The following is a 13,174-nucleotide window of genomic DNA, read 5'->3' as shown; positions in this document are numbered from 1 at the left end:
CCTACACCTTGAGATAGAGGGAAATAAGCCAGCCCGCTGAGGCCAGCAGCGCAACAATCAGGAACCGCAGTTCCCGCCAGGCCGCGCGCTTGGCGGCCCTTTTGGCCGCCTCATTTTTTGCCATCGGCCGCCGCTTTCTCGGCGCGGAAGCGGCGCAGGGTTTCAATCACAAACCCCGAAAACCCGATGCCGCCCAGGCCGACCACAAAAGAGGAAAATCCCGCGGCATCGCCGCCCGCAGTTATCTTGCCGACCACCGGCGCCAGCACCGGCTCCACCAGCGGGCCGAGGTAAATGGCGCAGATACTGCCCACCACCAGCGACACCACACCATCACGCCAGTTTTCCCGCAGGGTCAGCCAGCGCACCAAGCCGCCCGCCGCCCCGGCCAGCGCCGCCGCCCCGGCATCGCTCTGCAGCCAGGCGGCCAGGTCTGCCGCCCCAAGTCCCCGGAATATCATCGCCCACCTTTCTTGACTTTTGCACGTTTTACCGTGCTATTCACCCACGCGAAAAGCGGCCAGAGCGGCGGCAAAAGCAGCCTCCGCATCAAACCCGGCCAGCTCCGCATCACCAAGCGCCGCAACCTGCGCCTCAACCGCTTCTTCAGCATCAAAACAGCTCTGCACATGGGCCGCGACGGCAGCAGTGATCTGCTCCAGATCCAGGCGTGTCAGCTTGACCCAGCCGTCCGGGGCCTTCCATGAGAACGGCTCGCTTTTGATGCCCAGTTGCAGAGCGCTCAGAGCTTCGGTGAGGTCCGCGCGGGTCAGGCGGTCCGTGCGGGCGTGGAAGCCGCTGGGCAGCGTGATGCCGCTGTTTTGGACGTCCCACCGGGTATCGGCCAGATCGGACAGGAGCGCAGTGCGGGCCGCCGCTGCGACCTGCTCAGCCGTGGTGATTTTCAGGGAAAAGCTCATGCTTCAACCTCGCTGGTCAGGGGTTTGCGGATAATGGGATCAGGCACCGCGCCGATGATGACCATGAACACAGGCGGGACAGCAGGCTGGTCCGGTTCTGCAGCGGCACCGGAATAGAACCAGCGCAGCCGCACATGCAGCCCGCCATTGATCCGCTCGATGCGTCCGATGAATGGGTGGTTTTCGCCCTCAGGGTCAGCAAAGCCTCCGTCAGGCACTTCGGAAAGATCAAAGGGCACGCCATCGACAGTGATCACATCGCCGTTCACGCTGGCGCTGGTTTCAGATTGACGGGGCAGACCGGCCACACAGATGCAAGTAACTTTCATGATGATCTCCTTTAATACCAGCGGCCTTCGGCCCTGAGGCTGCAAGGCGTTGCAGTTCGCCCGCCAGCAGTGTTGTGCGCGTTCCAGGACACTGCCGAAACTGATGGTGCCCGCGCGCCCCCGATGATCGCATTTGCTGAGGACCGGGCGGTCACGTGAACGGCAAGATTTGTCGTTGTTGAGAACGCCGCCGGAAAGGTCCAAACAGAGTCGGCTCCGCTATCCGCGGTGATTGCTATGGTGCAGATCTGGGTACCATCGGCGAGCCGCACATACTCGCCGTTGGCATTGCTGCCGCGCTCGATCACGGCGCCGGTAGGGATGCCGCCGGACTGGGAGACTGTGCCAAGAATGTTTGCACTGGTGAAAAACTCGGCCCAATCGGTAGGCACCCCGCTAGCGAACCGCCGGTAGAGCAAGTTGCCTACCCCACGTTGCCAAATTTGGAACGCACCTGGGCTGCCCGTGCCACCCCCTCGCTGCACATGCAGCAGCGGGCCGTTAACAGGCGTCTCCGATCCTGTTCCGGTTGTATCGGCATCGGTGGTGTAAAACCCGCTCGGAATACCGTCGGAAATGTCATTCGATGGCGGGGCAGAGGTGGAATTGGCGCCAAGCCCAAATGCCCCTGCTAGCAGCAGCTTGCCTGCAGCGGAATCCGTGGCGCTGGATTGCACCGCCGCACCGCTGGCTTGGCCGTCCTTGAGGCGCAGCTGCCAGTCGCCCCCTGCTTTCAGCGCCACCTCATTGCTGGAGGGCCAGCCGAGACCAGTATCCTCATCTCCAAGTTTCACCACATCGGTGGAAAACTTGCCCTGGCCGGGACCGTCCGCAATGGCCTGAAACGTGCCGGTCAGCGCCTGCACGCTGGCCACCAGGTCATGCGCCAGCGACATTGTGGGGAACAGGGCATAGATCTGCCCAGCTGCGGTTGCGCCCTGGTACACAGGGGTGATTGTCAGGACCGTGCCGCTGTTGACTTCCAGCACCTCATAGACCCGCCCGTCCGGGCCGACAAAGCCCCAGCCCGCCTGCGCGCTGCCAAAGAAGCTGGTGCCGGTTCCGGTGACGATTGCGCTGCCGTTCACAACGCTGACTGTTCCTGTCTTTGGCCACGCCATAGGGCTGCCCTCCTTATGTTACCTGGAACACTGTCCATTCGATTTTCGGGTTGTTGAAATAGACGCCCCCGATGGTTTCGAGGTCGATTGCCAAGAACACCCGCTGATCGCTGCCGCTGGACCAATAAGGGTTCACCAGCGCTGCCGGGTCCTTGCGCCAGGACGCCGCCGGATCGGCGTTGCCGCCGCCAAATCCATTCCAGCGCGCGCCGGGCTGGATTGCGGCGTTGAGCGTCCAAAAGGTGTTGCTAGGATCAAGGCCGCCCGGCGCTGTTGCGCCGGATGTGATCGCTGCCGCTGCCACAAGGGCAACATTGCTCGCCTGCCAAACGTCGGACTTGCCAACCCGGATGCCGGTATTCACGAAGGCCCAGCGGGATCCGCCATACACATCGCCTGTGATCGTGAACGCGCCCTGCGCCAGGACCATAGGCCGGGACAGAACCACCCCCGCCGCCTTGATCCGCCCGGTGTCAAAGTTGATCTTTATCCCGGCAGTTGGAATGCCGTTGCCGTCCTGCACATAGTCGTCGCTCTTAATCACATTTGCGATCTCAGCACGCCCGATGGATGCCGCCCCAAGGTAAGCGTTCTCCATGTAGGTGGCCGCTGGATACACCCGGCCATTGATCGTGCGGTCCTCTGTATAGACCACAAAAGGGCTGCTCTTTTGCGCGCCATCAGGTGAGACAATTGCGAATTTGTCCGCTTGAAACGCGATCTCGGATGCGGGTTCTCCCTCGTCATCCAGATCAGACCGCACCACCATGCCGGCCACATGGCCATTGTTGTCGATGCGCAGGGTGTATTCCCCCATCACCCCGTCCACAGTCTGCAGTGTTTGCTGAATGCTGGTGCTGTTTTCCCCTACGTCGGATTGCAGCTGAGTGATGGCCGTGGCCTGGCTGGAAACCTCCCCCTCGGCATCACTCACGCGGGTGTCCAACTGGCTGAGGGCGGTGGCCTGTCCGGCAGCATTGCCCTCGGCATCATCCAAACGGCTGTCCAGGCTGATGAGGCTCTGGCCGTGGCTGGTGATCACGCCTTCCGCACTGGTAACCCGCGCATCCAGTTGCGATTGCGCGGTGGCCTGACCGGAAATACCCCCTTCCGCACTGTCCAGGCGGGCCTCAAGGCTGATCAGGCTCTGGCTGTGGCTGGTGATCGCTCCCTCTGCGGTGCTGACACGGGTTGTCAGCGCGGAGGTGGCGGTGGCCTGCGCTGCAATGTCGCCATCCAGACGGACCTCCAGAGCATCAATAGTGCTGGCCAGTGCGGCGTCGCCGCTAGCGCGCACCAGCTTTTCGGCTTCGATCAGCGCCACGCTGTCTTCAATGGCCACACCAAGGCTTGCAGTGATCGCCGCTGTTGCGGAACGGTCATCATCCACCCGCGCCCGGATATCCTGAGTGGCATAGGCAATCTGGGTTTTCAGGGCTTCGCGCTGCTCATAAGCCAGCAGCAATTGCTCCAGGGTGGCAACATCCTGGGCGCCAAACTGATCATGCAGAGTTCGCACGTCGCTAACGGTCTGAGTGATGGCCGGGCCGTCCAGGGTGCTGATCTGCACCTCAGCCGTGGACAGGCGGCTTTCGGCGGCGTCAAAATCCGCCTGATCCACCTTCAGAGTGATGGCCTCTTGCGCCGCGTCAATGTCCACCTCTGCCGAACTCAGCCGGGCTTCCATCCCGTCCACTTCGGTTTGCGTGGCGCGGAGGGCGATTGCCGCTTCTGCGGCGTCCAGATCCGCTTCCACCTGGTTAACCCGCACCTGCAGGTCGCCGACAACGGGGATCTGGCTGGGATCAAGCACGGCATTGGAAATCTGCTGATTGACCCAGGCTTGCGTCGCCGAAAGTGTGATGGAGGCTTCCGCAGCGGACAGCCTGATTTCCGCTGTGCTGATCCGTTCGGCCTCCGCGTCCACGCCGTAGATCCGCACCGTGCCGGTTGCCGGGTCCTGATAAATCCCGGCGTCCGCCAGGCGCCCGTCGATTTCGGACAGCTTGGTTATCGCCCACAGCACTTTGTCCCCGATCACCCCCAGCGCTTCGGCGGCATGGAAACTCTGCACATCGCGGATGGCCAGATCCCGCTGCACTGCGCTTTCCAGCGGCGCGATCTTGTCGAGGACAAGCTGGTCATCCAGTGCAGCGGCGGCCGCAGTGGCATCATCGGAGATTGCCTGCCAAGCAGCGGACGACAAATCCCCAGTACCCAGGCGCAAATCTTCCGTTGCCGCATCGGCCCAGTCAGTCCATTCGCCGCCATGACGGGACAACACCCGCATTTTGGCCCTGTATCCAGTTGCAGGCAGGACGCCGCCCGACACAATCACTTCCCCTTCGGACGCATCCGCAACTGTCCCCGAGGCCACAGGCGTGCCATCAGCAAGCTGCAGCCGCCACTCCAATACGTCAGCTTCCGCTAACACTGAGGCATCCCAGATCAGCCGCAACGCCGGGCGGCGAGGTGCCGCTGCACCATCCGAAAGGATATGCGCCAGAAGATCAAATCCTGGCACCTGACGCGGCGCGGGCAGCACAACAACCGGACTTGGGTCCGCAATCTCCACCTCATCCGCTTGCGCATCCCAGGAGAAATCCGCGGCATCCCGCTCCCGGATTGCCAGGGTCTGCAGGCAGTTCACCAGATCATCGGTGATTTCCCCAACCTCAAACACTTTTGAGGTGTAGCCCTCACGAGCGCTGGTCCACCCCAGGGTATCCAGCGGTTCCAGCACTGCAGCATCCGGCGGCAGGGTGAGGCTATGGCGGCGGAAACGGCGCTCATCATCAATCCAAGCCTTCATCAGGCGCTGCGCCTGATTGTTCGACCATACCGCAGGCAGATCCACTTGCGCCACCAGCTGGCGGCCGCCGTCCTCAGCCTCCCAATCCGCGTTGTAGCGCGGGGGTGCATCGCGGGTTTCCCACAGCGCAGCCGGGCTTGGATGGCTGGCGTGGATAGCGTTATGCACCCCGTCCAGCCCAGGATAGGGCGCCAGACTCTGCGGCTGGTCCGCCACCACATCCTCATCGCTGAGGAAATACACCGGCAATCCCGGCGGACCAACTCGCACCTTATAGGTGCCGCCGACCTCGGCAATCTCACCGCTGCAAGCGTTCAGCAGCTGGTCAATCACCTCGGCAGGCTCTTGGTCCAGCGACACCTCCAACCCCGCACGGTACTGGGCAACAGTGCCGCCATTCTTTCTGGGCACCTGCATATCGCACTCATTCATGCCCGCAAACCAGCTGTCTAGCGGCAGGTCCTCCACCGCAGCCTTGCCACCCCAACGGGTTCCATCCGTCAGAGTAATGCCGCGCAGGATGTTATAAACCATCACAATAGGGTTTTCGGTATATTCCCAGGTAGACGGGTCCGCCCATCGCTGCGCACCGGAACCGCCAAAGCTGCTATCTTTCCGGGGGTCATAGAGCGGGATGCCCTTCACCTCGAACCGGACGGCGGGCAGCTGGCTGAACAGCTTGCGGTTATAAACAAAGGTCAGCACCGCATAGGCCACGCCAGTGCCCACCATATCCTCCGACCAAGGACGCTCCGGGTGATCAGAATAATTGTCCAGCATCCAGGCATCGGCGGCGGTCTGGCTGCCGTCGTGCCAATTTATCCAGAAATGCGCGCCCGCAGACGTAAACATCCCCTTTTTCTGATGGGTTTCCCCTGCATCTACAGGCACCAGATCATCCACATAATCGCCCGCAACCATCACCCGCGACAGCTGGACGCCGGGAATGTCCGACACGTCCACAACATAGGTAAGCCAGTGGTTTGGCGCCGCGCCGTCATTCGGGTGGCTGTACGGCGGCGCCACCATGTTGCCAGCGCTGGCGTACTTCCCCAGGATAAAAGTTTGCGGATTGGCGCCGCCCGAGGTGGTTGTGTCGGTCTTGATCCCCGCCCGCTGTTGCGGCTTCTTGGCCAGAGCCGTAGACAGCGCAGACAGCGCCAAGGAAAACGCCATGCGGACAACAAATGCCGCAGTTGTGGCGCTGACAGCAAAGGTGGACGCCACCCAGGCGGTGATCGGGTCCGCCGCAGCCGCAACCGGCGCCAGCAGCGCCACCGCCAGAACGGAAGCAAATGTTGCCTTATCCCTCATACGCTGAACGCCCTTTCAATATGCAGTCTGCTGACAAGTGCCAGCCCCTCAGGGCGCAACACATAGGCGGCAGCCCCCTGAACAATCCCTAGCGCCGCGCCGCGGCCGTCAGACGGAAACACCGCCAAATCCCCCGCCTGCGCCAGGGCGGCGGGAACTTCTGGAAAGAGGGACGCGGCCAACGCCAGGTGATCCTCAAACCCGGACGCCTGCAGCGCAGCCTGGCCTTCAGAAAGGCGCCGGTAGGTGTTGCGCCAGGGCGCTGCCAGATCAGCGCCGGTCATGGCTTCAACGGCCCCAGCAGCAAACAGGGCACAATCATGCTGCCCCGGCCGGAACGGCAGCCGGGCCACCCGTGCCACGTAAGCGGCCAGCCGCGGCCGCCAGTCCGGCAGACGGGGCGACGGTGCAAGAGCCGGTGCAGAAAGATCCATCACTTGCCCAACCGAACTTCGGGCGCGGCGGCGGGGGCCGCTGCTACGGGCGCAGTGTCAATCCGCTGCTCCCCCCAGTAGACCGGCACCGAACCGGAAATATTGCCATATTGGCGGAACTTATCGCCGCCGCGCGCCTTGTGGCTCTCATGGGATTTTTTGAGGCCCAGGGTGCGGGTTAGAACACGGGTTTCGCTGACCACCTCAATGGAACAGGACGGGGTGCCGCCCGCCTCCGCGCGGGGAAAGGTAATGGCGTTGATCATGCCGCGAAACACCCGGTGCGGCTCCCCGGCCAGCAGGCGGGTGGACGGGTCCAGCAGGGCGCGGTGGATTTCCACCGGCGCAAAGCGGGTATCATAGCCCTTCACCAGCGCCTCCACCTCGGGGGCAATGGCGGACAGCTGAAGCTGATGCACCCGCACCGACAGCCCCGGCCCAGCGGTGATCGGCTCCGCCTGCAGCAGGCCGCCCGCACCGGAATAGGTCCGGGTTTCGGCGCCGATTTGCACCGTCAGATCATCCTCTGCACTGCACAGCCCGATGGTTTCCACCTGGCCGCTGGAGCGGTTGCGCGCGCTGATCCAGACCAGGCGCACCGCGGCCAGACCGCCGCGGGCGGCCAGCAGTGCGCTGGTGCCGCTATCAAATATCCGCATGGCTCACCCCCTCAAGGTCTGGCGGAACTCAAAACCCATTCCGCTTGTCGTGTTTCCTCGGGTTATGCCGTAACTAACCGACCCCGGAACAAGCACCGCCAGACAGTGCGGCCGCAGCAGATCCACAGCCGCCCCCGCCGTCGCACCCGCCCGCAGCGCCGGGGTCACAGTCAGATAACTGGCGGTTGCGCCGGTGGCATCCGCGGCGCGGCCCTGCACCACCTGATGCAAGGCCCTGCGGGCGCCGGACCCGTTGTCGTAGCTAAATGCCAGGAAATCGCCCGCCGAAAGCTCATAAGACGGCGGTAATTGGTTGAGCTTGATCCGTGCAGGATCGGCGCTGTGAACCTCAGCAAGCTGTGGTGCAAATCCGGTCAGCGCCGCGCCCTGCGGATCAGCAGCAGGGCCAACCTGCTGCGCCTTATAGGCTTCAAACGACCGGCCGGGCGCCTCCAGCATCGCCATCAGCGCCTGCACCTCCGCCGCCGTGCGCTTCTTCATCGGCGCCAAGCTAACGGCACCACGCCACAGCGGCGGCGCCACCTCGGCAGACAGAATTTCACCACCTGCCAGGCCAGTGATCTGGCGTTGCAAATCCAACTGAAAACGCACTTCCTGCACTCGCAAAAGGTTCAGGAATTCAGCCCGCGGAAGCGGGAAAACCATTGCCATTATCCAATCCTCCGGGGGTCTTTACGGATTGCCGCCACAGACCGCGGCAGCTGCACCCGGTCATATTCCTGCAAGCCCTGACGAACGCCCGCCTGCACCATTTCCTGCACTTCGGAATTTCCGGTGGCGCCATCTACCTGCACCGTAATCTGCACCGCACCACCGCCGCCGCCAGACGGCCCAGACTGTCCTTTGGTGTGGTCAATCACGCTTTCATCCGGATGCACCATGGCAAGGTATCCGCCCTTGCCATCCAAGCCGCCGGAACGCGGCCCGCTGCCGGTATAACCGCCGCCGTCAAAGCTCAGCAGGTCGCCCGCCCAGTCAGTGATGCCTGTATCTTTCAGAAAACCGGTGAATGCGGCATTAGCGAACATCTGTGCCCAATTGCTCAGCAGGCCCGAGATAGCATCACTGGCGCTTTGGGCGCCGGTCACAATATCCGTAAAGGTTTGCGCCGCACTGGCGCGGAGACTGTCCGAGGCGTTTTTTGTTTGGGCAAACCTGTCTTCAACCGTGCCCACAGCCTTTTCATAGTCTTCCGCACTCAGCAGCCCGGCCTCATGCATGGCCTGCAGCTGGGCCAGCATATCCTGATAGCCACCGCCAACCTGGACAGCATCGCCCAAAGCACCCTTGATCCGCTCAACAACAGCGGCATAGTCAGTAAGCTCCGGCACAGATGCCTTTGCTGCATCCGCGGTGCTCTGAAACCCGCCCTTTTGGCTCGGCTCAATCGGATTAATCACCGAGCCTTCAACCGAAACCAGACCGCCGCCGGAATTACCGATGGCTTCCTGCAGCGTCGCCATATTCTGGCCGGTGCGCTCCAGCTGGTCCGCCAGTTCATTATCCAGCCGCAGCATTTCCTGGCGGTCTTTAATCAGCTGCGCCAGCACCAGCTGCTGCTGTTCATAGGCATCCCCCATCCGGCTCACTGTATCGTCAGGGCGCGGGCCTTCTGTGGCCCTGACAGCGCCCTGTGCCTGGCTGATCTGGGTGGAGAGATTTGCCCAATCCTCAGACCCCAACACCATTGCCTTATGCTCGGCAACGGCTGCCTTGGCGTTCTCATGCCGGGCCGTGGCTTCCTCCAGCTTTGCCTTGGCAGCCGCCTGGCTGAATGTGATCCCCTTGCCCAGGGCCTGGTCCAGCAGCTGGGACTGGCGGATTTCATCGCCCATGGCCAGCACCAGGTTTTCGGTGGCAATCTGCAGATTGGACTGCGGGTTAAGCCAGTTCTGATACGCATCAATGCCGGAATTGATCGCCCGCACCAAATCGGCCGTTGCCGTTGCTCCGGCAACCAGCAGCGGCGCCATTTCGATCAGCGCACTATTCAGCTGCGCGCTGATCACCCGGCCCATCAGGTCCAGCTGGGTTTGCGATTGTTCCGCGCCGCGGATCAGGTCTTCATCAATGACGATGCCCAAATCACGGGCCTCCTGGCGCATTTTGGCCATGCCGTCACTGCCTTCGCGCAACAGGTTGACCATGGCCACACCTTCGCGGCCGAACAGCGCTGCTGCGGCCGCGGCCTTCTGTGTCGGATCGGGCAAGGCCGCAATGCGGTCAGCCACCACCGACAGCGAGGCATCAAGACCCATGGTGGCCAGGTCGCTGGCCTCCAGCCCCAATGATTTCAGCGTTTTGGCCGCCGCACCGCTGCCCTGTGCCGCCTCTCCAAGCCGCTTATTGAACCGCTCCAGCGAGCTGTCCAAAGACCCCTGCGCAATCCCTGCGCTTTCGGCAATGGCGCGCAATTCCTGCAGCGCGTCTGTGGTCAGGCCGATTTTATCCGCGGTTTTGCCGATATCATCCAGCGCCGCCACAGTGCCCTTCAGCTTGCCAATCACCCTGGCCGCGCCAAAGGCCGCCAGCAGGGGCGCCGCCCGCTTGGCCGCAAACCCCATCACGTCGAACTTGCGGGACACATTGGACAGGTGCTTATCAGACCGCTTTGCAAAGCGCTCAACCCGCCGGATATTGCGGTCCATCGCCTTGGCAAACTCACGGTCGCGGGCGGCCAGAATGATGTTCAGCCGCTCCAAATCAGTGCCGCTCATAATACAGCCTCACAAGTTCATCAGTTTCGGCCCGGCTCGGTGCATCCGCACCAGGCTTTCCCGCCTTGGCCTGATCCGCATAGCCGCGTGAAATCAGTATCCAGTCCCGCGGGATCATCCCCCGCACCTGATCGGGCATTATCCCCAGCGGTGCTGCGCTGCGGATAATCCGCCTCACTCCCCAGGCGCGGGTTTCGTCTTTTTTTCAGAGGTTTCCGCACCCTCACCGGGTGGTTCATCACCGCCGCCCGGTCCGGCCATGTCCGGGAAGAACGCAATCCCGACCAGACCCTGCGCCACCTTGTAAAGATGCAGGTTTTCACCAGGGGAAAGCGCTGCCACCAGGGCATCGGCCTCGGCAGCCTTCACACCACCCCCCACCAGGCCCAGGGCCACCAGGTCGCGCACTTCCCGCGCGGTTGGCTTCTGTGCCCGGCCGAAAAAACCGTCATGCAGGTCAAAAATCCCGCGGTGCAGATCCTCGAAACGCTCGATTTCGCGGTTCCCCAGAACCATGGCCCGGCGGGTTTGGCCCAGCATTTCCGCCAGGCCGCCCCGCGGCGCGGCGACGGCTGCGCCGCCGTCCCGCGCTTCTGTTTCAGCAATCGCCATAGATTACACCGCTGTGAAGGTCACAGCGCCGTCACTGGACAGCGAAATGGACCCGGTGCCCTTGCCGTCTTCTCCAAGCTGGAGATTGACAAAGAAATTGCTTTCGAAAGTGCCGATGCCCGGAAAAAACATCTGAAATTCTGCGGTGGGATCATCAGCCATGGCGATTTCAATGGCTTTATTCTGCGCAGCATTACCGGTGATCAGCGCATAATCACCGCTGGCATCTACCGATTTGGTGCCCGCAAAGGACTCACGCCACTGCACGCCCTCGGGCGTGGCGGGGTCCGGCGCCGTCGCGTCAATCTGTTCATTGTTGATAGACAGGTTCTTGCCGGTCAGCGCCGCAAAGGGCACAAAAGCCGCGTCGATTTTCACCAGCAGCAGAATGGACCGGCCCAAAATTTTACCCATGGGGATACCTCATGTTTTCGCGCACATTGCACGGTTTAGCGTGCTCATTGAGCACAGGAATTGCGGGGCCTATCTCCGCGTGTCAGGCGTCCAGGTGGACCTGCAGGGCCAGGCGGCCCTCATAGTCAGTGCCGTTGCGAGCGCGCACCACGTACCAAGTCTGGATTTCAACTTCAGTGACCTGGAAGCCCTCCGCGGCCACTGCGTCAGGCCGCTTGTGCAAGGCCGTGGAAACCGCCTCGCAAATGCGGGCCGCCTCCACCTTCCCTGCACGGCCCGGCCGGGAATGAACCTCAAGGCCAAACTGCACAATTGCGCCCAGAGTGCTGCCCGCGTCATCCGCGGCAACCTCACTGCGCCCGAACCGCACATAAGGCAGCTGGATATTCTCGCCGGGTTCATCCACCACTCGGGTGCCAACCAGGCCCGCCACGCTCAAGTCTGCAACCAGAGCCGCACGCACCCCCGCCTGGGCCGCCGTCAGATACCCATCAGCCATTGCCAGCCACCTCTTTCGCCGCCTTCTTCACCGCGCGCTTGATCCGGTTCCGGTGCTTTTTGCCGAGAAACTGCCGGGTGCGGTGAACATGGTGGAAACCTTCCGTTGTGCCCCGGCCGCCCTTTTTGCGGCCGTGCTCGATTGAATAAGCCCGGTCCTTTTCTTCCCGCGGCGCATCCGAGGCGATAACAACAACCTCCCCGGTCATGCCGTCGTCACGGTATTCTGTAGTGATCCCGTCACGGGTTTCGCCCGTCACCTCCGGCGCCAGAACCCGCGCCACCCGCGCGCCTTCCTCGGTGGATTTCTGAATGGCTGCGGCTACATGCTTCCGCTGCGCACCGGGAAGCTGTTTCAGCTTTTTAATCAGCTTGGCTGCGTCGGTTTTCATTCCACCGCGCCTCCGCGCTCCAAAAGGAATTCCACTTCCCGGCGGGTGCCGTCAGGATCAAGAGGGGCGCCCTTGATGGCCCAGATATGTCCGCGGGCGGTGATCCGGTCCGCGCCGGTGATAGACCGTGTTTCCGGCCCGCTGCGCAGCCGCAGCGTGCCGGTGGCCGCGTCTTCCAGGCGGCCCGCCGCGACACGTTCCTTGCCGGTGGTTTCGCGCAGGTTGCCCCAGAATTCGCTGATTGGCTGCAAATCCGCCCAACCCCCGGACAGGTTGCCGTATTTGTCGCGGGCGCCATCGCCGATCTTGCGCTCAACCTTCACCCGGTCCCGGTACTGGCGTGCCCGTTTCATGCCACCACCCCGCGGCGGAAGCGGTCCAGGATATGGCGGGCGCCCAGGGGCACCTCTACAACCTGGCCCGAGGCAGTGGCCTCGCGGTTTTCATAGAAATGACCAGCCAGCAGCGACAGCGCCGCCACCAGCCCCGCGTCCACCTCCGCTGCGGTGGCCTTGCCCAGGGTATAGTCCACCTCGACCACACCGGGACCGGCCAGCAGAGCGGGAAGCGCCGCACCCGGCTTGCGCACCAGGCGCGCAGGATCGCGGCCCAGCACCGCGCGGAAGGCGGCGGCGTGGTCCAGGGTCTGCTGATTGCCGTCCACGTCCAGATAGCGGATTTCCGATACCCCGGTAACGGGCCAGCCCGGAAGCACAATTTCATGCGCCCAGCTGTCAAGGCTGCGGGTCCAGGTCTGGGCCATCATCGCCACCCCAGCCCCGTCCGGCCCGTCAATCTCAGAGGCCCCGGCCGCCAGGAACGCATCCAGCAGGCCATCCTCCGCCGCCGTGTCGATCCGCAGCCGGTCCCGCAAATCCTCCACCGACAGGGGCAGCGCCCCGGCGCTTTTTATCGTGACGCTTGCCCACAT

The 13,174-nt window shown here is 62.9% G+C and carries 16 protein-coding genes; all 16 read right to left on the bottom strand.

Features of this window, described 5'->3' with window-relative positions; all coding sequences use genetic code 11:
• Position 1: 1 nt before the first annotated feature.
• Entirely contained in the window at positions 2 to 124 is a 123-nt protein-coding gene (locus A2I95_RS19540; RefSeq protein ID WP_291732360.1) for a hypothetical protein, read from the bottom strand.
• Positions 111 to 461 carry a hypothetical protein gene (locus A2I95_RS19535; RefSeq protein ID WP_291732358.1) on the bottom strand — a complete coding sequence of 117 codons (351 nt, stop codon included), beginning with the start codon at positions 459 to 461 and terminating at the stop codon, positions 111 to 113. The genes A2I95_RS19540 and A2I95_RS19535 overlap by 14 nt, the downstream gene beginning before the upstream one ends.
• Positions 462 to 497: 36 nt before the next feature.
• Positions 498 to 920, bottom strand: coding sequence for a DUF4376 domain-containing protein (locus A2I95_RS19530; protein WP_291732355.1), 423 nt, complete (start codon positions 918 to 920; stop codon positions 498 to 500).
• Positions 917 to 1,249 (bottom strand): hypothetical protein, encoded by a 333-nt coding sequence (locus tag A2I95_RS19525; RefSeq protein ID WP_291732353.1) that lies wholly within the window; start codon positions 1,247 to 1,249, stop codon positions 917 to 919. The genes A2I95_RS19530 and A2I95_RS19525 overlap by 4 nt, the downstream gene beginning before the upstream one ends.
• A gap of 11 nt (positions 1,250 to 1,260) precedes the next feature.
• Positions 1,261 to 2,370, bottom strand: a complete 1,110-nt coding sequence (locus A2I95_RS19520) for a hypothetical protein (protein ID WP_291732351.1) — start codon at positions 2,368 to 2,370, stop codon at positions 1,261 to 1,263.
• A 13-nt stretch (positions 2,371 to 2,383) separates the two neighbouring features.
• Complete coding sequence (locus tag A2I95_RS19515; RefSeq protein WP_291732348.1) at positions 2,384 to 6,496, bottom strand: DUF1983 domain-containing protein; 4,113 nt, start codon at positions 6,494 to 6,496, stop codon at positions 2,384 to 2,386.
• The gene (locus tag A2I95_RS19510; protein WP_291732406.1) at positions 6,493 to 6,930 is read right to left on the bottom strand and encodes a hypothetical protein; all 438 of its coding nucleotides are present in this window, start codon (positions 6,928 to 6,930) and stop codon (positions 6,493 to 6,495) included. Before A2I95_RS19510 ends, A2I95_RS19515 begins: the two co-directional genes overlap by 4 nt.
• Positions 6,930 to 7,589, bottom strand: coding sequence for a hypothetical protein (locus tag A2I95_RS19505; protein ID WP_291732346.1), 660 nt, complete (start codon positions 7,587 to 7,589; stop codon positions 6,930 to 6,932). Before A2I95_RS19505 ends, A2I95_RS19510 begins: the two co-directional genes overlap by 1 nt.
• A gap of 3 nt (positions 7,590 to 7,592) precedes the next feature.
• Positions 7,593 to 8,261, bottom strand: a complete 669-nt coding sequence (locus tag A2I95_RS19500; protein WP_291732344.1) for a hypothetical protein — start codon at positions 8,259 to 8,261, stop codon at positions 7,593 to 7,595.
• Complete coding sequence (locus A2I95_RS19495) at positions 8,261 to 10,327, bottom strand: hypothetical protein (protein WP_291732343.1); 2,067 nt, start codon at positions 10,325 to 10,327, stop codon at positions 8,261 to 8,263. Before A2I95_RS19495 ends, A2I95_RS19500 begins: the two co-directional genes overlap by 1 nt.
• A 174-nt stretch (positions 10,328 to 10,501) precedes the next feature.
• On the bottom strand, positions 10,502 to 10,939 hold the full coding sequence (locus A2I95_RS19490) for a GTA-gp10 family protein (RefSeq protein ID WP_291732341.1): 438 nt from the start codon (positions 10,937 to 10,939) through the stop codon (positions 10,502 to 10,504).
• A 3-nt stretch (positions 10,940 to 10,942) separates the two neighbouring features.
• Positions 10,943 to 11,353 carry a phage tail tube protein gene (locus A2I95_RS19485; protein ID WP_291732339.1) on the bottom strand — a complete coding sequence of 137 codons (411 nt, stop codon included), beginning with the start codon at positions 11,351 to 11,353 and terminating at the stop codon, positions 10,943 to 10,945.
• Between the two features lie 82 nt (positions 11,354 to 11,435).
• A complete protein-coding gene (locus tag A2I95_RS19480) occupies positions 11,436 to 11,852 on the bottom strand; it encodes a DUF3168 domain-containing protein (RefSeq protein ID WP_291732337.1) in 417 nt (138 codons plus the stop codon).
• Positions 11,845 to 12,243, bottom strand: a complete 399-nt coding sequence (locus tag A2I95_RS19475) for a hypothetical protein (protein WP_291732335.1) — start codon at positions 12,241 to 12,243, stop codon at positions 11,845 to 11,847. Before A2I95_RS19475 ends, A2I95_RS19480 begins: the two co-directional genes overlap by 8 nt.
• Positions 12,240 to 12,596: a head-tail adaptor protein gene (locus tag A2I95_RS19470; RefSeq protein ID WP_291732333.1), complete on the bottom strand. Its 357-nt coding sequence runs from the start codon at positions 12,594 to 12,596 to the stop codon at positions 12,240 to 12,242. Before A2I95_RS19470 ends, A2I95_RS19475 begins: the two co-directional genes overlap by 4 nt.
• The gene (locus A2I95_RS19465; RefSeq protein WP_291732331.1) at positions 12,593 to 13,174 is read right to left on the bottom strand and encodes a hypothetical protein; all 582 of its coding nucleotides are present in this window, start codon (positions 13,172 to 13,174) and stop codon (positions 12,593 to 12,595) included. Before A2I95_RS19465 ends, A2I95_RS19470 begins: the two co-directional genes overlap by 4 nt.

This window comes from Leisingera sp. F5, from assembly GCF_001593695.1.
This window is presented reverse-complemented; position numbering and strand designations above follow the sequence as displayed.